Origin of the sequence: Streptomyces sp. NPDC096339, from assembly GCF_044762985.1 — a bacterium.
GTDB lineage: Bacteria > Actinomycetota > Actinomycetes > Streptomycetales > Streptomycetaceae > Streptomyces.
The window spans coordinates 41,035-58,037 of sequence record NZ_JBIWFI010000017.1; the positions used below are offsets into that span (position 1 = coordinate 41,035).

18 protein-coding genes, 1 other RNA gene and 1 pseudogene are annotated in these 17,003 nt (G+C 73.4%); 10 read left to right on the top strand and 10 right to left on the bottom strand.

Features of this window, described 5'->3' with window-relative positions; translation table 11 throughout:
• Nucleotides 1-84: 84 nt before the first annotated feature.
• Both ACIQ5Y_RS21905 and ACIQ5Y_RS21910 read left to right on the top strand, forming a co-directional pair.
• Nucleotides 85-780, top strand: coding sequence for a DUF6551 family protein (locus tag ACIQ5Y_RS21905; RefSeq protein WP_403883088.1), 696 nt, complete (start codon nucleotides 85-87; stop codon nucleotides 778-780).
• Nucleotides 770-1,037 (top strand): annotated as a pseudogene (locus ACIQ5Y_RS21910) (histidine phosphatase family protein); the annotation flags it as partial. The gene ACIQ5Y_RS21905 and the pseudogene ACIQ5Y_RS21910, both read left to right, overlap by 11 nt.
• A 19-nt stretch (nucleotides 1,038-1,056) precedes the next feature.
• Here ACIQ5Y_RS21910 and ACIQ5Y_RS21915 read toward each other — a convergent pair.
• The 3 genes from ACIQ5Y_RS21915 to rnpB form a co-directional block, all read right to left on the bottom strand.
• Nucleotides 1,057-1,389 carry a hypothetical protein gene (locus tag ACIQ5Y_RS21915; protein WP_403882790.1) on the bottom strand — a complete coding sequence of 111 codons (333 nt, stop codon included), beginning with the start codon at nucleotides 1,387-1,389 and terminating at the stop codon, nucleotides 1,057-1,059.
• Nucleotides 1,390-1,471: 82 nt separating this feature from the next.
• Nucleotides 1,472-1,840, bottom strand: a complete 369-nt coding sequence (locus ACIQ5Y_RS21920; protein ID WP_403882793.1) for a hypothetical protein — start codon at nucleotides 1,838-1,840, stop codon at nucleotides 1,472-1,474.
• Between the two features lie 229 nt (nucleotides 1,841-2,069).
• Nucleotides 2,070-2,471: RNase P RNA component class A (gene rnpB, locus ACIQ5Y_RS21925), an RNA gene on the bottom strand.
• A 78-nt stretch (nucleotides 2,472-2,549) separates the two neighbouring features.
• On the opposite strand from rnpB, the gene ACIQ5Y_RS21930 reads away from it, so the two are divergent.
• Both ACIQ5Y_RS21930 and ACIQ5Y_RS21935 read left to right on the top strand, forming a co-directional pair.
• The gene (locus tag ACIQ5Y_RS21930) at nucleotides 2,550-3,284 is read left to right on the top strand and encodes a MerR family transcriptional regulator (protein WP_403882796.1); all 735 of its coding nucleotides are present in this window, start codon (nucleotides 2,550-2,552) and stop codon (nucleotides 3,282-3,284) included.
• Nucleotides 3,281-4,132, top strand: coding sequence for a hypothetical protein (locus ACIQ5Y_RS21935; protein WP_403882799.1), 852 nt, complete (start codon nucleotides 3,281-3,283; stop codon nucleotides 4,130-4,132). The genes ACIQ5Y_RS21930 and ACIQ5Y_RS21935 overlap by 4 nt, the downstream gene beginning before the upstream one ends.
• Nucleotides 4,133-4,138: 6 nt before the next feature.
• On the opposite strand, the gene ACIQ5Y_RS21940 is transcribed toward ACIQ5Y_RS21935, so the two are convergent.
• Nucleotides 4,139-5,581 carry an RNB domain-containing ribonuclease gene (locus ACIQ5Y_RS21940; RefSeq protein WP_403882802.1) on the bottom strand — a complete coding sequence of 481 codons (1,443 nt, stop codon included), beginning with the start codon at nucleotides 5,579-5,581 and terminating at the stop codon, nucleotides 4,139-4,141.
• Nucleotides 5,582-5,727: 146 nt separating this feature from the next.
• On the opposite strand from ACIQ5Y_RS21940, the gene yaaA reads away from it, so the two are divergent.
• Nucleotides 5,728-6,531: a peroxide stress protein YaaA gene (gene yaaA / locus ACIQ5Y_RS21945; protein ID WP_403882805.1), complete on the top strand. Its 804-nt coding sequence runs from the start codon at nucleotides 5,728-5,730 to the stop codon at nucleotides 6,529-6,531.
• A gap of 233 nt (nucleotides 6,532-6,764) precedes the next feature.
• Here the strand turns inward: yaaA and ACIQ5Y_RS21950 are convergent, their stop codons facing one another.
• Complete coding sequence (locus ACIQ5Y_RS21950) at nucleotides 6,765-7,397, bottom strand: MerR family transcriptional regulator (RefSeq protein WP_403882808.1); 633 nt, start codon at nucleotides 7,395-7,397, stop codon at nucleotides 6,765-6,767.
• Between the two features lie 119 nt (nucleotides 7,398-7,516).
• Between ACIQ5Y_RS21950 and ACIQ5Y_RS21955 the strand changes: the two genes are divergently transcribed.
• Nucleotides 7,517-8,497: a hypothetical protein gene (locus ACIQ5Y_RS21955; RefSeq protein ID WP_403882811.1), complete on the top strand. Its 981-nt coding sequence runs from the start codon at nucleotides 7,517-7,519 to the stop codon at nucleotides 8,495-8,497.
• Here ACIQ5Y_RS21955 and ACIQ5Y_RS21960 read toward each other — a convergent pair.
• Both ACIQ5Y_RS21960 and ACIQ5Y_RS21965 read right to left on the bottom strand, forming a co-directional pair.
• The gene (locus ACIQ5Y_RS21960) at nucleotides 8,494-9,243 is read right to left on the bottom strand and encodes a bifunctional DNA primase/polymerase (RefSeq protein ID WP_403882814.1); all 750 of its coding nucleotides are present in this window, start codon (nucleotides 9,241-9,243) and stop codon (nucleotides 8,494-8,496) included. The genes ACIQ5Y_RS21955 and ACIQ5Y_RS21960 overlap by 4 nt on opposite strands.
• A gap of 169 nt (nucleotides 9,244-9,412) precedes the next feature.
• Complete coding sequence (locus tag ACIQ5Y_RS21965; protein ID WP_403882817.1) at nucleotides 9,413-10,024, bottom strand: TetR/AcrR family transcriptional regulator; 612 nt, start codon at nucleotides 10,022-10,024, stop codon at nucleotides 9,413-9,415.
• A gap of 72 nt (nucleotides 10,025-10,096) precedes the next feature.
• Here ACIQ5Y_RS21965 and ddaH point away from each other — a divergent pair, with 72 nt between their 5' ends.
• Complete coding sequence (gene ddaH, locus ACIQ5Y_RS21970; RefSeq protein WP_403882820.1) at nucleotides 10,097-10,978, top strand: dimethylargininase; 882 nt, start codon at nucleotides 10,097-10,099, stop codon at nucleotides 10,976-10,978.
• 193 nt (nucleotides 10,979-11,171) lie between these two features.
• Here ddaH and ACIQ5Y_RS21975 read toward each other — a convergent pair whose 3' ends face one another.
• A complete protein-coding gene (locus tag ACIQ5Y_RS21975) occupies nucleotides 11,172-12,185 on the bottom strand; it encodes a small ribosomal subunit Rsm22 family protein (protein ID WP_403882822.1) in 1,014 nt (337 codons plus the stop codon).
• 570 nt (nucleotides 12,186-12,755) lie between these two features.
• Entirely contained in the window at nucleotides 12,756-14,036 is a 1,281-nt protein-coding gene (locus tag ACIQ5Y_RS21980; protein WP_403882825.1) for a Bcr/CflA family multidrug efflux MFS transporter, read from the bottom strand.
• Nucleotides 14,037-14,145: 109 nt separating this feature from the next.
• Between ACIQ5Y_RS21980 and ACIQ5Y_RS21985 the strand changes: the two genes are divergently transcribed.
• Genes ACIQ5Y_RS21985 through ACIQ5Y_RS21995 form a run of 3 tightly spaced genes read left to right on the top strand, consistent with a single transcriptional unit; the run spans nucleotide 14,146 to nucleotide 16,052 of the window.
• Nucleotides 14,146-14,907, top strand: coding sequence for an SDR family oxidoreductase (locus tag ACIQ5Y_RS21985; protein ID WP_403882828.1), 762 nt, complete (start codon nucleotides 14,146-14,148; stop codon nucleotides 14,905-14,907).
• A 60-nt stretch (nucleotides 14,908-14,967) separates the two neighbouring features.
• Nucleotides 14,968-15,834 carry a PhzF family phenazine biosynthesis protein gene (locus ACIQ5Y_RS21990; protein WP_403882831.1) on the top strand — a complete coding sequence of 289 codons (867 nt, stop codon included), beginning with the start codon at nucleotides 14,968-14,970 and terminating at the stop codon, nucleotides 15,832-15,834.
• The gene (locus ACIQ5Y_RS21995; protein WP_403882834.1) at nucleotides 15,831-16,052 is read left to right on the top strand and encodes a hypothetical protein; all 222 of its coding nucleotides are present in this window, start codon (nucleotides 15,831-15,833) and stop codon (nucleotides 16,050-16,052) included. Before ACIQ5Y_RS21990 ends, ACIQ5Y_RS21995 begins: the two co-directional genes overlap by 4 nt.
• A gap of 88 nt (nucleotides 16,053-16,140) precedes the next feature.
• Here ACIQ5Y_RS21995 and efeU read toward each other — a convergent pair whose 3' ends face one another.
• Nucleotides 16,141-16,995 (bottom strand): iron uptake transporter permease EfeU, encoded by an 855-nt coding sequence (gene efeU, locus ACIQ5Y_RS22000; RefSeq protein WP_403882837.1) that lies wholly within the window; start codon nucleotides 16,993-16,995, stop codon nucleotides 16,141-16,143.
• Nucleotides 16,996-17,003 lie beyond the last annotated feature (8 nt).

Consider the following 17,003-nt stretch of genomic DNA (forward strand, 5'->3'; position numbering starts at 1 on the left):
TATGCCGCCATAGCCGTCGGGGACTTGCGCGTCGACGAACGCATGGACGTCGAGCGCGTGTTCGGCGTCGCCCAGCGCCCGTTCATGAAGGCCTGGGCGAACAAGTTGGACAAGGAGTGGAACCCCGACTACCTCCTGCCGGCCCTGGTCTCCTTGCGTAAGGACGGCTTCTACTACCTGATCGACGGCCAGCACTCCACCCACGTGGCCAAGATCCGCGAGGGCGAGTCCTTCAAGCGTGACTGCATGGTCTATGAAGGCCTGAGCCTCGACATGGAAGCCCGCCTGTTCCTCGCGGCCAACCGCGACCGCAAGGCGGTTCGCCCGCTCGACACTCATCACGTCGCCCTCACCGCGCGGGACGAGATCGCCGTCCGCATCGACGAAGAAGTGACGAGTTGCGGGCTCACCGTGAACAGTGGAACGACCGCCACCCGCGTCGGGGCAGTCCAGGCGCTTCAGTACCTCGCCAAGACCGAAGGCATGATCAGGACGGTTCTGACCTGTGCGGAAGAGGCTTGGGGCCGTCGCGCCTCCTCCTGGGACGGCACGGTTCTGCGCGCCCTCGGGATGATCATCGAGAAGAACGGCGAGGTGATCAACCGTGACCGCTTGGTCAAGGTGATGGGCGAGAAGACGGTCCAGCAGTGGAAGTCGCAGGCCATAGTCAAGGCGATGAACGGCGGAGGTTCGAGCTCGCGCTCCAAGCCACTCGCCAATGACATCATCGCCCGCTACAACAACCGTCTGACCACCACGACGAAACTCGAAGCGGTCTGAGCCGGCAACGCAGGCGGTCGCCACCCGCCTCGGCCTCACCGGGACCGTCGAAGACGGCCTGAGCGGGGTGGACTTCGGCGCTTGGGAGCGCCTGACTTTCGCCGAGGTGCAGGAGCGCTTCCCGGGCGACCTCCAGGCCTGGCCGGACTCCCCGAAGGCGGCTCCCACCGGTAGCGAAAGCTCCGGTCGAGATCCTGGTCCGCCTCGCCCCGGGCGCCCCGCCGGAGGCCCTGTTCCGCATGGAACTCTCCGCGGCCCGGCCCGGCCCGGCCCGGGTCAGGGTGCGGGCCTGAGGCGGTCGAGGGCCTCCACCGCCTGTTCCAGCGCCCGGGCCGTGTTCCGGGCCTGGGCGTTCGCGGACCGGATCTTGCCGCTCGCGTACCGCGGGGGCTGAGCCGCGTCCGTCGTGGCCCAGTCGTCACGGTGGTCGACGTGCCGGGCCAAGTGCTTCAGCGCGTCTTCGAGGTGGCGGGCCAGCTCGCGCAGGCTCTCGGTCACCGAGGCGACGTCGGCGGGACTCCCGTATGCGTCGCGGGGGTCGCGGGTCGCTCCGGCGAGGTCGCGTATGAGCGCGGCGGCGGCAGCCGCGGCGGCGGGGTGATCGGTCATGGATTCGAGGGTGCCCCACGGTGCGCCCCGCCGAAAGACGCTTGCACCCGCCGCCGCGAACCGGGCGGCCACCGCGGAGGGATCAGTCGAGGACGCGACGGATCTCGGTGGGCCAGGCCCACAGGGTGAGGGCGAACGAGGGCAGTGCGACGACGATGCCGATCGTGGCCCACGTCCAGGCGTTCGCGAGCGTACCCACCGCGTCCTCGACCTCGGATCCGCACCCGAACCGCCCGCAGTCGGTCGGGATCTCGGTGTGGGCGACCACGGTCAGCGCGATGACGGAGATCAGGGTGCCGATCAGGGCGAGGGTCAGCCAGCCGCCCGCGTAGGGGGCGGCCTGTCCGAACGGGGCCCGGCGCTGTACATAGGCGAGTTCCGTCCGGACCATCGGGTGACCGCTCGCGGTGGCGGGGCCGGGCACCCGGGCCGGGTTCTCGGGGGTGGTCACGCGTCTTCCTCCTCGATTCGCCGTCCGCCCACCCTGCGTTACCGCTGGCAGGTCCGGTGGATCATATGGGTGACCCGGCGTCAGATGAAGAGGTGTCTCATCGTTCGGAGGAAGGTGCGGACGCCGACGGTCCTCGGGCGTGAACGCGGGGCCGGGGCCGGCGCGGTGGCGGGAGGTCGCCGGACCTGCGCGGGCATCGCCGCTCCCACCCCGAACGGAGTGGGAGCGGCAGACGAGCCGGCCTGTACGCCGGGTTCTGTCACCCGGTGACCTCGCGGTCGCCGGGGAGACGGCCATCCATCTAGGACCGGTGTTGCCACCGGCCTCGTGCGGTCTACCCGCGAACTCGGGCGGGCAGCCCTCAAGCGTTCGCGCAGACCCGTCCGGGGACGGATCCTCTTGACCTTGCTCCGGGTGGGGTTTACCTAGCCGCCTGGGTCACCCCAGGCGCTGGTGGTCTCTTACACCACCGTTTCACCCTTACCGAGGGCCGAAGCCCCCGGCGGTCTGTTTTCTGTGGCACTGTCCCGCGGGTCACCCCGGGTGGGCGTTACCCACCACCCTGCCCTGTGGAGCCCGGACGTTCCTCGGCGGGATCCGGGGATCCCGACGCGGCCGCCCGGCCGACTCGTCTGCCGTGCCAGCCATGTTACCCGGGGCGCAGGTCGCGCTTGACCTTGACGCAGCGGCAGGGTTTCTACTGGGCCCCATGCGGATCGGAGAGATCGCCGCGCTCGTCGGGGTCACCACCCGGGCGATCCGGCACTACCACCATGTCGGGCTGCTCCCGGAACCGGAGCGGCGACTCAACGGGTACCGGGCCTACGGGGTCCGCGACGCCGTCCTGCTGGCCCGTGTGCGCCGGCTCACCGAGCTCGGGCTGAGCCTCGACGAGGTGCGGGACGTCCTCGCCGACGACGCCGGGCGCGAACTGGCCGACGTACTGGAGGAACTGGACGCCGACCTGGCCCGGCAGCAGGCCGAACTCGCCGAGCGCAGGCGCCGGCTCGCCGTGCTGCTGGCGGCCGGGCCCGGGGAGGCCGAGCCGCTGTCGCCCGCGCTCGCCGCGCTGCTGGCGAAGGCGCCGGAGACCGCCTCGCGCTCCGCCGCGATGGACCGCGAGCACCTGGAGCTCCTCGACGCCTCGGGCGCGGCCGGCGAGGAGCTGTACGCCGCGCTCGGCCCGCTCGCCGCGGATCCGGCGGTGCTCGCCCTGTACGAGCGGCTGGACGACCTGGCCGGGGCGCCCGCCGACGATCCGCGGATCCCGGGGCTGGCGGCGGAGTTCGTGGCGGCCGTGCCCGAGGAGGTGTTCGCCGCCGTCCCCGCCGACGGGGTCGTCGTGTCCGGGTTCCGGGAGGCACTGCTCGCCGAGTACGCCCCCGCGCAGGCCGAGGTCGTCCGCCGGGTGATGGAGGCGTTCATGGAGAAGGGGAGGGGATGAACGGGATGCCCGGGGTGCGCGGGATGAGAGTGGCGCGGGTTGCCGCGGCCACCGTCGTGCCGGCAGAGCTGGCGCTCGTGGTGTGTCTGGCCGCCGGGGTTCGGCTCCCGGGGTGGGCTCTCCCGCTCGCCGAGGGCCTGGTGCTCGGGGTGGTGCTGCTGGAGGCCTGGGTGCTGGGGCAGCTGTACGCGGCCGGGCGCCGGCGCGGTGCCCGGCGCGGGGAGGCATGGCGGGCGGCGGGGCGGGCCGTGGTGCCCGTCCGGGTGCGGCGGCTGGTGCGGCACGAGCTGCGCGCCGGCGCCTCGCTCGGGTGGTGGGTGCTGCGCCGCAGGCACGGGGTGCGGGCCGGGGACCTGGCCGCCGCGTACACGGGGCCGCAGACGGCCATGATGTACGGGATGCTCTTCGTGTCGGTCGTGGAGACCGTCGCGCTGTCCTTGCTCATCCCCTGGCCGGCGGTGCACCGGGTGGTGCTCGTTCTCGATGTCTACGGGGTCCTGCTCGTGCTCGCCCTGCACGCCGCCTGCGTCACCCGGCCGCACGTGCTCCGCCCCGACGGATCCCTGCGGATCCGCTACGGGGCGCTGTTCGACCTGGTCGTGCCGCCCGACGCGGTGGCCTCCGTACGGGTGGACCGCCGCTATCCCGAGGGACGGCTCGTCACCCTCTCCGAGGACGGGGTGCTCGACCTGATCGTCGGCAGCCAGACCACGGTGACCCTGGAGCTGGCCCGGCCCCTCCCCTTCACCCGCCCGTTGGGAGCCCGGGGAGAGGCCCGCGTCGTCCGCTTCCACGCCGACGACCCGCGGGCGCTCGTGGGAGCCCTCCGGGGGGCCCTCACGCCGTAGGGGCACTCACGCCGTGGCGAAGAGGATCTTCGCCGTTCCCGGGTCCGCATGAGTGAGGCGGACCCGGATGCGCTCGCCCAGCGGCAGTTCCTCCCGCGGGGACTCGACGCGGCCGACCACCGCGGGCTCCTCCAGGTGGACCGTTCCCACCAGCGGCTCCCGCTCCTTGACGTCGATCACCGTGGCGTCGAAGGTCTCCCCGACGCGGTCCTTCAGCACGGCGGCCTCGACGAGGTCCACGGACTCGCGCTCGACGGCGTTCGCCAGCCGGGAGCCCTCCGCCATCCGCTCGGGGAGCGCGGCGAGGCCCTCCACCGCCCACCGCGGGGGCTCGGCCCCGGCCACCGCCGCCACGCACAGCTCGCCGGCGTACCGGTCGGCGAGTCGCCGCAGCGGCGCCGTGCAGTGTGCGTACGGGGCCGCCACCGCGGAGTGGATCGCCGGGTCGGGGGTCTCGCCGCCGCTGAACACCGTGTAGCCCGCGCCGCGCAGCAGGGCGGTGCACTCCTGCAGGAACGCCGCGTGGGCGGGCCGGTGCGGGTCGAGGGAGCGGACGAGTTCCGCGTACGGGACGTGGTGCGGCCAGTCGATCCGCAGGGCCTTCGCCGCCCGCCGCAGCCTGCCGACGGCGCCGTCGGGGGCGTTCGGCAGGGTGCGCAGGATGCCGGTTCCGGTCGCGAGCATCAGGTCGGCGGCGGCCATGCCCGTCATGAGGGAGATCTGGGCGTTCCAGCCGTCCGCGGGCAGCGGGGCGCGGTAGGCCAGGGCGTACGAGCCGTCCTGTGCGACGACCTCCTGCTCGGGCACGCCCAGGGAGATGCCGCCGCGCTCCCGCTCCAGGGCCTCGCGGAGCCGGCCGATGTCCTTGAGGAGGGCGACGGGCTCCTCCGCGGTGCCGGAGTCGATGGCCTTCTGGACGCCGTCGTAGTCGAGCTTGGCCCGGCTGCGGACCAGGGCGCGGCGCACGTCGGTGGTCTCGACCCGGCCGTCGGCGTCCAGGTCGAGCCGCCACACCAGGGCCGGGCGGGTGTGGTCGGGCAGCAGGCTGGCCGCGCCCTCCGAGAGGACGGCCGGGTGCAGGGGGACTTTCATGTCGGGGAAGTAGAGGGTGGTGACCCGGCGGTGCGCCTCGGCGTCGAGGGCGCCGCCCGGGGTGACGAACGCGGCTACGTCGGCGATGGCGTAGTGGACGCGGTACCCGCCGGAGGATCGTTTCGCCAGGTGCATGGCCTGGTCGAGGTCGACCGAGGCCGGGGGGTCGATGGTGAAGAACGGGATGTCGGTGCCGTCCTGCTCGGGGAGGCGGGGGTGCCCGGCCGCATGCTCGGCCTCGGCGAGGGCCGCCGGCGGGAACTCCCCGGGCACCTCCAGCTTCGTCCGCAGTTCACGCAGCGCGGCCCGCAGGGCGGCCCCGTCTGCGCCGGTCATGTGTATCTGACGGCGTGGCATGGGTCGAGCGTAGGCCCTGGCCGGGTGGTTTGCGTGGTTCAGGGGGTTCTGTCCGTTCGGTCTGTGCGTCGGGGTAGGGGCGGCGGGCCGTCTACCCTGGCGAGGGGCCGCATCCCCGCGTCGTGTCGCATCGAAGGAGAACCACCGTGCTCGTGCTGCTGCCGCCGTCCGAAGGAAAGGCCGCCGGCGGCTCCGGCGCACCCCTGCAGCCGGAGGCGCTGTCGCTGCCCGGCCTGGCCGCGGCCCGTGCGGAGGTGCTGGAGGAGCTGGTCGGGCTGTGCGGGGCCGACGAGCTGAAGGCGCGCGAGGTGCTGGGGCTGAGCGAGGGCCTGCGGGGCGAGGTGGCCAAGAACCTGGAACTGCGCTCGGCGGCCGCCCGCCCGGCGGGGGAGATCTACACGGGTGTGCTGTACGACGCGCTGGGCCTGGCGGACCTCCCGGAGCCGGCGCGGAAGCTCGCCGGGGACTCGCTGCTGGTCTTCTCCGGGCTGTGGGGCGCGGTCCGGATCACCGACCGGATCCCGTCGTACCGCTGCTCGATGGGCGTGAAGCTGCCGGGGCTGGGCGCGCTGGGCGCGTACTGGCGGGGGCCGATGGCGGAGGTCATGCCGGAGGCGGCCGGGGACGGGCTGGTGCTGGACCTGCGGTCGGCGGCGTACGGGGCGGCGTGGAAGCCGAAGGGCGAGGTGGCGGGGCGGACCGCGACCGTGCGGGTGCTTCACTCGCAGGTGGTGGACGGCGTGGAGAAGCGGTCGGTGGTGAGCCACTTCAACAAGGCCACGAAGGGCCGGCTGGTCCGGGACCTGCTGCTGGCCGGGGCCGTGCCGGCCGGACCGGGCGAGCTGGTCGAGGCGCTGCGGGACCTGGGCTACGTGGTGGAGGCCGAGGCTCCCGCCAAGTCCGGCAAGGCGTGGTCCCTCGACGTGGTGGTCACGCAGATCCACCACTGACCCCCCGGGGCCTCCGCCCCCGGACCCCTGCGCCCTGGCGGCTCCGGACCGGGCGGGACGGGGTCGGGTGGCTCGCGCTCGGATCGCCGGTGCGGCTCAAGGACCCGGGGCGGAGCCCCAGGGCTTTGCGCCGGGTCTCCGGCCCATCCGGCCGCGCCGACGTTTGAGGCAGGGGCCACCTTCCAGGGGTGGCCCGGGGAGGGCACGGGCAGCGCCCGGGTGGTCCCGAGTGGCTACGGCAGGGCGTGCGCGCGGGCGGAGCCGGACTCCTGGGCCAGTCGGCGGAGGGCCGCGAACATCGTGTCGCCCAGGACCGTGCCCACCGCGACCGACTCGACCAGGTCCTCGCGGGCGACGGTCTGGGCGACGTACGCGAGGTCCGCCGAGGCGACCCGTTCCGCCGCTTCGGCGTACGCGTCGAGCACCTCCTCGAACCGGCCGTGCCCCGCACGGGACAGCGCCGCCAGGGTCGAGGCGAGGGCCTCCCCGGCCGGGCAGCCCGGTTCCACGTTCCAGCCGCGGGCCGCGACGAGGCGGGCGACCTTCGTCCGGGCCAGGGCCGTCTCCGCGTCCGGCTCCTCGCGGCCCACGGCCGGCACCAGCCGGTCCGCCACCGTCCCGAGCATCTTGTGTACGGGCTGCTCCTTGTCGTCGACGGCGGCCAGCACCTCGCGGATGGCGGCCACGGAGAGCCCGCCGACCTCCAGCAGACCCCGGATCAGCCGCAGTCGGCGCTCGTGGGACTCCTCGTAGCGGGCCTGGTTGGGACTGCTGAGCTCGCCGGCCGGGAGCAACCCCTCCCGGACGTAGTACTTGATCGTCGGTACCGGGATCCCGGTCCGCGCGCTCAGCTCTCCGATGCGCATGTTCGCGTCCGTCCGTCCGTTCGGCCATCGGCCGCTCTTGTCTTCCGAACCTCTCATCATAGATAGTGGCACTACCGGATAGCGGTAAGTGCCGCTATCCATTCATTCTTGGGGGTCCGATGGAGTTCTCGTCCTTACGCGCCTGGCACCGCCCGCTGGTGGTCTTCGCCGGGGCGATGGCGGTCTGGGCGGCGGGGTCCGCGGTCGGCCTCGTCCTCGACGACCGGATGCTCGTGGGCATGCCGATCTGGGCCAAGCCCTTCAAGTTCGCGGTGTCCTTCGTCGGATACGCGCTGAGCCTGGCCTGGATGATCTCCCTGCTCGAACGGGCCCGGCCGCGGCTGCGCCGCCCGGCCCGGTGGGCCGGGACGGTGGTGGTCGTCACGAGCGTCGTGGAGATGGTGCTGATCACCGGTCAGGTGATCCGCGGCCGGCAGATCCACTTCAACCGCTCCACGCCCTTCGACTCGCAGGTGTACGACGTCATGGCCGGGACCGTGGTGGTGCTGTGGACGGCCACCCTCGTGATCGCCGTCCTGCTCTTCCGGGCCCCGCTCGCCGACCGGGCCACCACCTGGGCGATCCGGATCTCCGCGGTCCTCGCACTGGTCGGTGCCGGACTGGGCTACCTGATGACGCAGGCCACGCCCGAGCAGCGGGCGGCCGGGGACGACGCGGCCCCGCTGGTCGGCGCGCACAGCGTGGGGGTGCCCGACGGCGGGCCCGGCATGCCGCTCACCGGCTGGTCCACCACCGGGGGCGACCTGCGGATCCCGCACTTCGTCGGCATGCACGCGCTGCAACTGCTGCCGCTGTTCGTGCTCGTCCTGGCCGCCCTCGGCACCCGGTACGCCCGGCTGCGCGAGGAGCGGGTACGGCTGCGGGTGACCCTGGTGGCCGGCGGGGTCTACGCGGCGGTGCTGGCACTGCTGACCTGGCAGGCGCTGCGCGGGCAGCCGCTGACCTCGCCGGACGCGACGACGCTGGGCGCGGGCGCGGCCGTCCTGGCGGCCGGGGGCCTCGGGGTGCTCCTCGCACTCCGGCCCGGGCGCCGGCCCGCGCTGGTGGGGACGGCCGGGTCCTGGTGGTCAGAGCGCTAGCGGCCCAGGGGCCAGGCGACCGTCGCCGGGGTGTGGTCCGTGGAGCCCGCGTACAGGGCGCAGGCGTCGGTCAGGGTTTCCAGCAGGGTGAGCGGGTCCGGGAGGGGGTGTTCCATGCCGCGGATCCAGGTCACCGCGTGGTCACCGGGCAGGGCCGCCGGGGGGACCAGGACGTAGCTGCCGCGGCAGTGCCAGCGCAGGCCCGGGTGCTCGTCCATCGTCTCGGGGTGGCAGTCCAGTTCGCAGGGCCACCACTCGTCCTCGTCCTCGGGGGTGCCGCGGGTGGCGGTGAAGAAGAGCATGCGGGCCTGGTCGCCGGTGCCGCCCGACTCGGCCACGGGGCCGACCTCGACACCGGCCTCCAGCAGGCGGGCGAGGGCGTCGGCGCCGGCCTCCAGCGGGACGTCGAGCACGTCGTGGACCATGCCGGTCGCGGTGACGAAGTTGGCCTGGGGCTGGTTGCGGGCCCAGCGCTCGACCTGGGCGCGGTCGGTGGTCGACTGGGTCTGCCACGCGAAGGAGAGCGGGTGCCGGGCCGGCGTGGGACAGCCGATGCGGTCGCACGAACATCGATAGCCGGCCGGATGGGCGGCGGGGGCGATCGGCAGACCGGCGGTGGCGACCGACAGGAGCAGCGCCTCGCGCTCGCGCCCGGGGTCCTCCGCCGCGGGTTTCCGGCGCCGCAGCAGCCACTGGGAAATCCTGCTCTGCGCGCCGCGCGTGACGCGGCCGGACTCAGACCCCATCTATCCCCTCACCAAACCTTGCCCCTGCAGACCCTGGCAGACCCTCACATCGTCCCACCATCCTGAGCCCCGGGTGACCGGTCTCGACGACCGGGGGGCCGGGATGGAGTGGCCGAAAATCGACGTATAGGCGGGTGAAGGGGGCATATCTCCGCCTGATGTTCGCGATTCAACCGGCGGTGACGTTGGCCACCCCGCCCAGCACCCGGTCCACCAGCGCGTCCGTGTAGGCGTGCGTCAGCGGTGCCGTGCGCAGCAGCCAGCGGTAGGTGAGCGGGCCCAGCAGCATTTCCACCGTCAGCCGCAGATCGGTGTCCGGGGCGAGCTGTCCGGCGTCGCGGGCCGTGCGCAGCCGGGCCTCGTAGAGGGCGAGCTGCGGCTCCAGCAGCCGCTCGGTGAACTGTGCGCCGAGCTCCGGGTCGGTGGCTCCGGCCGCCGTGAGGGCGCGCGCGGGGGCCTCGTACTTCTCGTCGGTGAACTCGTCCACGGTCGCCCGCAGGACGGACTTCAGGTCGGCGGCGAGGTCCCCGGTGTCCGGGAAGCCGGTCCACTCGGCCGCGTCCTCGGCCTCCCCGGCGAGGGCCAGCGAGGCGTCGAGGAGGACGGCCGCCTTCGACGGCCACCAGCGGTAGATGGTCTGCTTGCCGACCCCGGCGCGGGCGGCGATGGCCTCGATGGTCAGCTTGTTGTAGCCGACCTCCCCGACGAGGGCGAGCGAGGCGTCGAGGATCGCGCGCCGGGAGCGGTCGCTGCGGCGGGAGGCGTCAGGGGTCCTGGTCATGGCTCGAAACTACCAACCGAGACGTCTCGTCTCCTCCTTGCCGGCTAAACCACCCAATCAGTTCACTGCGGTGTGCCGCTTGAGGAGAGACGATTCTCTCCACACTCGTCGCACGTCGACGTCGTAAGTCGTGAGGAGCCTTCTTTGCGCAGAGACGCCACACCCCGGCGCTACCTGATGTGCCCACCGGCACACTTCAAGGTCACCTACTCCATCAACCCGTGGATGGATCCCACGAAACCGGTGGACCTGCCCCTCGCCATGGCCCAGTGGGAGGACCTGAGGGACCGCTACCGCGCCCTCGGGCACACCGTCGAGACCCTCGTCCCGGACCCCGGGCTGCCGGACATGGTCTTCGCGGCCAACGGCGCCCTCGTCGTCGACGGCCGGGTGCTCGGCGCCCGGTTCGCCTACCCGGAACGGGCCGCCGAGGCCGAGATCCACCTCGCGTGGTTCCGCGACCACGGCTACCGGAACGTCCACGAGCCGTCCCACGTCAACGAGGGCGAGGGCGACTTCGCCGTCACCGCCACCTACATCCTGGCCGGCCGGGGCTTCCGCTCCAGCCCGCTCTCCCACGACGAGGCGCAGGAGTTCTTCGGGCGCCCGGTCATCGGCCTCGACCTGGTGGACCCGCGCTTCTACCACCTGGACACGGCGCTCAGCGTCCTCGACGGCGACGAGATCATGTACTACCCGGCGGCCTTCTCACCGGGCAGCCAGGGCGTACTGCGCAGGCTCTTCCCGGACGCGCTGATCGCCGAGGCCTCGGACGCGGCGGCGCTCGGCCTGAACGCGGTCTCGGACGGCCGGCACGTGCTGCTCCCGCAGGAGGCGACCGGACTGCTGGCGCCGCTGCGGGACCGGGGCTTCGAGCCGGTGCCGATGGATCTGGGGGAGCTGCTCAAGGGCGGCGGCAGCGTGAAGTGCTGCACGCAGGAGCTGCGGCCGTAGCCCTCCGGGCCGGCGGGCGGGTGGCTGTGGGCGGGCCCGTCCGTCGGCTGCTGGTGGCGCGGTGGCGCGGTGGCGCGGTGGCGCGGGGCCCGGTGGCTCGGTGGCGCGGGGCCCGGTGGCGCTGCGGTGCTGTGGGGCGGGGCCCGGTGGGATGTGGCCGCGGCGGCCCTGCTCCGGCCACCGCGGCCGCCGCCTACTCGGCCGTCTCGTCGGCCGGGGGCCAGGCGTTGCCCCAGTCGGCGTCCCGCGCGGCCTTGTACAGGTCGCCGTGGCGCTTGGTCACGTTGACCTTGGTCAGGCCCTCGCTCTCCCGGCCGCACAGCTCCAGCAGTACGAGCCCCTTCCGGATCTGCGGCTTCCGCGTGATCCGGGAGGTGGCCGGCCGGGTGGGGAAGCGGGTCGCGGCGACGTAGCTGAACTTCTCGTCCTCGTACGGGAGCGAGCCGCCCTTGACCTGGCGGTGCAGGGAGGACCGGCTGACCCGCGCCGAGAAGTGGCACCAGTCCCGGCCGACCTCGATCGGGCAGGTGCCGTCGTGCGGGCAGGGGGCGGCGACGTGGAGCCCCGCCGCGATCAGTTGGTCGCGGGCCTCGCGGATGCGGAGGTAGCCCTCCGGAGTGCCCGGCTCGATCAGGACCACGGCCTGGCCGGCGCGGGCCGCCTCGGCGACGACCGCCGTGCGGGCCTGCGGGGTGAGTTCGCCCAGTACGTACGAGACCGTGACCAGGTCGGCCTCGGGGATCGTCAGCCCGGCGCCGATGACGGCCCGCCGCCAGTCCGCTGCGCGGAGCACGGGGGAGGGGGCCGCCTGCGCGAGCTCCCTGCCGAGCTTCAGGGCCGGCTCCGCCCAGTCCAGGACGGTGGTCTCGCGGGGGCCGTCCCAGGTGGCGTCCACCGCCCAGGTCGCCGAGCCCGTGCCGCCGCCGACGTCCACGTGCGAGGCCGGGGCCCAGTCCGGGGCGGCGTCCGCGAGGCCGTCGAGGGCGGAGCGTACGGCCTCGAAGGTGGCCGGCATCCGGTACGCCGCGTACGCCGCGACGTCGGAGCGGTCGCGCAGCACGGGTGCGTCGGTCGGGGTCTGCCCGCGGTAGCTGGCGATGAGCCGCTCGACGGCGGCGGAGGCCTGCTTGGGCGGGAGCCCGTCGAGCAGCCGGCCGAGTGCGGTGCGGAGGGTTTCGGCGGTGGTGGGGGCGGAGGCGGCGTTCACCAGCGAAGCTTACGCCGACCGAGGGCCCCCGGCGGTGGCGGTCGGGCCGGGTGCGGCACCGTCGCGGGGGCTCCGCCCCCGGGCCCCCGCGCCTCAAACGCCGGCGGGGCTGAAGTCCGGCCACCGGGCCCGAGGCCCGGTTCCTTTCAGCCCGTCCGGCGTTCGTGGCTCCGGTCCCCCTCCAGCTTGGCTGGCGTTTGAGGACCGGGCACATCCAGCCTCGCCGGCGTTTGAGGCGCGGGGTCCGGGGCGGAGCCCCGGGGAACGGTGGAAGGGCGGGTAGGGGAGTGCTCCGCGCAGCGGCACCCCGGGGGCGGCCCGCACGCGAGGGGCCGTCGGGGCCGGGCGCGCGCCGGGGCACCTCCTCGGGCGTCGAACCTTTCCAGGCAGCGGACATGCGCGGCGTGGTTGCGTTCGACGCCCTGCGGGGGCGCCCCACCACACACCCGACCCCGCCGGCGCGGGGGCATGCGAGCGGGCCCGGCCCCGGCGGCGCGGGGGTGTGGACGGTGCGGGGCAGTCTCGTGGCGCCGACGCACCGCGCCCCGCGGGGGCCCGGCTCGGTGGGGGTCAGGGGCGGGGTTGCCAGGGGCGGCAGAGGGTGGTGAAGCAGGCCGTCGCCAGGAGGACGCAGGTCAGCTGGACCACGGCCATGGGGACCGCCGTGTCCTCGCCCGCGATGCCGACCAGGGGCGAGGCGATCGCGCCGACGAGGAAGGAACAGGTGCCGATCAGCGCCGAGGCCGAGCCCGCCGCGTGCGGGGTCCGCATCAGGGCCTGGGCGTTGGTGTTCGGCAGGAGCACGCCCATCGCCGACATCAGGATGAAGAGGGCCGCCGCGATCGGGACGAGTCCGACCTCGCCGAAGACGCCCGTCGACATCAGGAGGAGGGAGAGCGCCGCGGCCGTGACGATGGCCAGGCCCACCGCCAGGACCTTGTCCAGGCTGACCCGGCCGACCAGCAGCTTGCCGTTGATCTGGCCGACGGCGATCAGCCCGACCGAGTTGACGCCGAAGAGCAGGCTGAAGGCCTGCGGCGAAGCCCCGTAGATCTCCTGCACCACGAAGGGGGACGCGGAGATGTACGAGAAGAGGACGGCGAAGGCGAAGCCGCCGGTCAGGGTGTAGCCGGCGAACACGCGGTCGGCCAGGAGCCCCCGCATGGTCCGCAGGGCGGCGCCGACGCCGCCGGTCTGCCGGCGTTCGGCGGGGAGGGTTTCGCCGAGGCTGCGCCAGACCGTCAGGGTGAGCGCGATGCCGATGGCGGTGAGGACGACGAACACCCCGCGCCAGTCGGAGAAGCGCAGGACCTGGCCGCCGATCAGCGGGGCGACGATCGGGGCCACCCCGGATATGAGCATCAGGGTGGAGAAGAAGCGGGCCATCTCGACCCCGTCGTACAGGTCGCGTACGACGGCCCGGGCGATGACGATCGCGGCCGCGCCGGCCAGTCCCTGGAGCAGCCGGAAGGCGATCAGGAGTTCGGCGGACGGGGCGAGGGCGCAGATGGCGGTGGCGAGGACGTAGACGGCCATGCCGGTGAGCAGCGGGCGGCGTCGGCCCCACTTGTCGCTCATCGGGCCGATGACGAGCTGGCCCAGGGCCATGCCGGCGAGGCAGGCGGTCAGGGTGAGCTGGATGGTCGCGGCGGGGCTGTGCAGGGCGGTGGTGACCTCCGGCAGGGCCGGGAGGTACATGTCCATGGACAGCGGGGGGAGGGCGGTGAGCCCGCCGAGTATGAACGTGACCAGCAGGCCGGTGCGGCGTGCTGTCGTGCGGGGGGTGGGAGCGGAGGACGATTCGGGCGACGCGGCGCCCGAGGGGGCCGTCGAGGGGCCTCTCTCCGACATACGGGAACTCCAGTCCTTTTGTCTGTTCTTCGCACCCCTGACCGACCCATGCTCTCAGCTATCGGAACGTCCCGGGGCCGGAGCGCGGTGTGACGTAACCTGCGGCCCCATGAACGCAAGTGCCAAGAAGATCGCAGTGGTGACCGGCGCCGGCTCCGGAATCGGCCGTTCCGTGGCCCTGACCCTGGCCTCCGCCGGCTGGGCCGTGGCCGTCGCGGGCCGCCGGATCGAGCCGCTGGAGGAGACCGCGAAGGCGGCCGGCGAGGACGCCGACGTGCTGTGCGTACCGACGGACGTGAGTGATCCGGACGACGTGAATGCGCTGTTCGAGTCGGTTCGGCAGCGGTACGGGCGGCTTGATCTGCTGTTCAACAACGCCGGTACCTTCGGGCCGGGCGGGGTGCCGCTGGAGGACATCTCCTACGACGCGTGGCGCTCGGTCGTCGATGTCAACCTGACCGGATCCTTCCTGTGCGCGCAGGCCGCCTTCCGCCAGATGAAGGAACAGGACCCGCAGGGCGGCCGGATCATCAACAACGGCTCGATCTCGGCGCACGTGCCCCGGCCGAACTCCATCGCCTACACCGCGACCAAGCACGCCATGACCGGTCTGACGAAGGCCCTGTCGCTGGACGGGCGGCCGTACCGGATCGCCTGTGGGCAGATCGACATCGGCAACGCGGCCACCGAGATGACCGAGCGGATGCAGACCGGCATCCTCCAGGCCAACGGGCAGCTGGCCGTCGAGCCGGTGATGGACGCCGCCGACGTGGCGCGCACCGTCCTGCACATGGCGGAGTTGCCGCTGGAGGCGAACGTGCAGTTCGCGACGGTGATGGCGACGACGATGCCGTACATCGGGCGGGGCTGAGCCGGGCTGCCCCGGCCAACTCCGTTGCCGGGGCGTGCGGTCAGCGTTGATCATGGCCGCATGAACCCTACCGAGGTACTGCGCTACACCGCCTTCTCCCGAGACCCGGAAGGCGGCAACCCCGCCGGGGTCGTCCTCGACGCCGCCGGGCTCGACGAGGGCGCGATGCTGGAGATCGCCGCCGAGCTGGGCTACAGCGAGACGGCCTTCCTCACCGGCCCGCCCGAGGGGCTCGGCGGCGAACCCGGGCGCGCCTTCACCGCGCGCTACTTCAGCCCGAAGGCGGAGGTGCCGTTCTGCGGGCACGCCACGGTGGCCACCGCCGTGGCGCTCGGGGAGCGGATCGGCCCGGGTGAGCTGCTGTTCGCCACCCGTGCCGGGACCGTCCCGGTGTCCGTGGCCGAGGTGCCGGGCGGGGGGCTGCGGGCCACGCTGACCAGCGTCGAGCCCCATGTGGAGGGGATCGGCGCCGAGGATCTCGACGAGGCGCTGGCCGCCCTGGACTGGCCCGCCGCGGATCTCGATCCGGAGTTCCCGGCCCGGATCGCCTACGCGGGGGCGCGGCACCTCGTGATCGGTGCGGCCACCCGGGCCCGGCTCGCGGACCTCGACTACGACTTCGCCCGGCTGGAGGCCCTGATGCGGCGCCTCGACCTCACGACGGTCCAGCTGGTGCACCGCGCGGGCCCGGCGGAGTTCCACGTACGGAACCCCTTCCCGGTCGGCGGGGTCGTCGAGGACCCGGCCACGGGCGCCGCCGCGGCCGCCTTCGGGGCGTACGCGCGCGAGCTCGGGCTGGTCCCGGAGGAGGTCGTCCTCACCCTGCACCAGGGCGCGGACATGGGCCGCCCGGGAGTGCTCACGGTGGAACTGCGCGCGGGTGACCCCCGGGTGAGGGTCAGCGGCGAGGGCGTGCCGATCGCGTGAGGGTGCTCGGGTTCGCCGAGGGCGAGGTGGCCGCCGGGTTCGAGGTGCTGCCCGGCACCGTCCTGGTCGGCGGCACCCCGGAGGTGCCGCTCGGCACCGACGGGCCGGGCTTCGACAAGGAGGTCCCGGCCGCCTTCTTCACGGACGCCCCGGACCGCGACCGGACCGCGACCGGGCCGCCTTCACCGGGGTGCGCGTCCCGCTGTACCCGGGGCTGATCGACCGCCTGCGGTGAACGGGGTTGCGAAAAGGGCCGTGCCGACCGCCTTCCGGCGGCCGGCACGGCCCTTTCGTCGTTCTGATCCGTCAGCCCGCCGGCTTGGCCTCCGTTGCCGCGGGCTGCGCCTTCGGGGCGGCCGGGCGGCTGGAGTCGTAGAAGAACAGCGCCAGCACCGGCACCAGGTACAGCGCCCACACCGACAGCTGGATCACCGTGGGGTCCGGCTGGAAGTTGAAGACGCCCTTGAGCAGGGTCCCGTACCAGCTGTCCGGCGGGATGGTGGCGCTGATGTCGAAGGCCTTGTCGCCCAGGCCGCCCAGGAAGCGGGCCTCCTGGAGGTCGTGGACGCCGTACGCGAGCACGCCCGCGGCCACGACCACCAGCATGGCGCCGGTCCACTTGAAGAACTTCGCCAGGTTGATCTTCAGGGCGCCCCGGTAGAAGAGCCAGCCCAGCACGATCGCCGTCGCGATGCCGAGCAGCACCCCGATCAGCGGGGCCGAGGAGCCCTCGCCGCTGGCCCGTACGGACGCCCACACGAACAGCGCGGTCTCCAGGCCCTCGCGGCCCACGGCCAGGAAGGCCGTGGCGACCAGCGCGCCGGTGCCCATGGCGAGCGCCGTGTCCAGCTTGCCGTGCAGCTCGGCCTTCAGGTGCCGCGCGGTGCGCTTCATCCAGAAGACCATCCACGTCACCAGGCCCACCGAGATGATGGAGAGGCTGCCGCCGAGCAGTTCCTGCGCCTCGAAGGTCAGCTGCTGGGTGCCGAAGGTGAGCACCGCGCCGAAGGTGAGCGAGAGCGCGCAGGCGATCCCGATGCCGAGCCACACGGGACGCAGGGCGTCCCGGCGCTCGGTCTTCACCAGGTACGCGACGAGGATGCAGACGACCAGGCTGGCCTCCAGCCCCTCGCGCAGGCCGATCAGATAGTTGGCGAACACGCCGGTTG

What these genes read in the sequence shown, in the direction of transcription:
- ACIQ5Y_RS21905 (WP_403883088.1), top strand. Translation starts at nt 85, where the DNA reads ATGAAGGCCTGGGCGAACAAGTTGGACAAGGAGTGGAACCCCGACTAC.
- ACIQ5Y_RS21915 (WP_403882790.1), bottom strand. Translation starts at nt 1,389, where the DNA reads ATGACCGATCACCCCGCCGCCGCGGCTGCCGCCGCCGCGCTCATACGC.
- ACIQ5Y_RS21930 (WP_403882796.1), top strand. Translation starts at nt 2,550, where the DNA reads ATGCGGATCGGAGAGATCGCCGCGCTCGTCGGGGTCACCACCCGGGCG.
- ACIQ5Y_RS21935 (WP_403882799.1), top strand. Translation starts at nt 3,281, where the DNA reads ATGAACGGGATGCCCGGGGTGCGCGGGATGAGAGTGGCGCGGGTTGCC.
- ACIQ5Y_RS21940 (WP_403882802.1), bottom strand. Translation starts at nt 5,581, where the DNA reads ATGCCACGCCGTCAGATACACATGACCGGCGCAGACGGGGCCGCCCTG.
- ACIQ5Y_RS21950 (WP_403882808.1), bottom strand. Translation starts at nt 7,397, where the DNA reads ATGCGCATCGGAGAGCTGAGCGCGCGGACCGGGATCCCGGTACCGACG.
- ACIQ5Y_RS21955 (WP_403882811.1), top strand. Translation starts at nt 7,517, where the DNA reads ATGGAGTTCTCGTCCTTACGCGCCTGGCACCGCCCGCTGGTGGTCTTC.
- ACIQ5Y_RS21960 (WP_403882814.1), bottom strand. Translation starts at nt 9,243, where the DNA reads ATGGGGTCTGAGTCCGGCCGCGTCACGCGCGGCGCGCAGAGCAGGATT.
- ACIQ5Y_RS21965 (WP_403882817.1), bottom strand. Translation starts at nt 10,024, where the DNA reads ATGACCAGGACCCCTGACGCCTCCCGCCGCAGCGACCGCTCCCGGCGC.
- ACIQ5Y_RS21980 (WP_403882825.1), bottom strand. Translation starts at nt 14,036, where the DNA reads ATGTCGGAGAGAGGCCCCTCGACGGCCCCCTCGGGCGCCGCGTCGCCC.
- ACIQ5Y_RS21985 (WP_403882828.1), top strand. Translation starts at nt 14,146, where the DNA reads ATGAACGCAAGTGCCAAGAAGATCGCAGTGGTGACCGGCGCCGGCTCC.
- ACIQ5Y_RS21990 (WP_403882831.1), top strand. Translation starts at nt 14,968, where the DNA reads ATGAACCCTACCGAGGTACTGCGCTACACCGCCTTCTCCCGAGACCCG.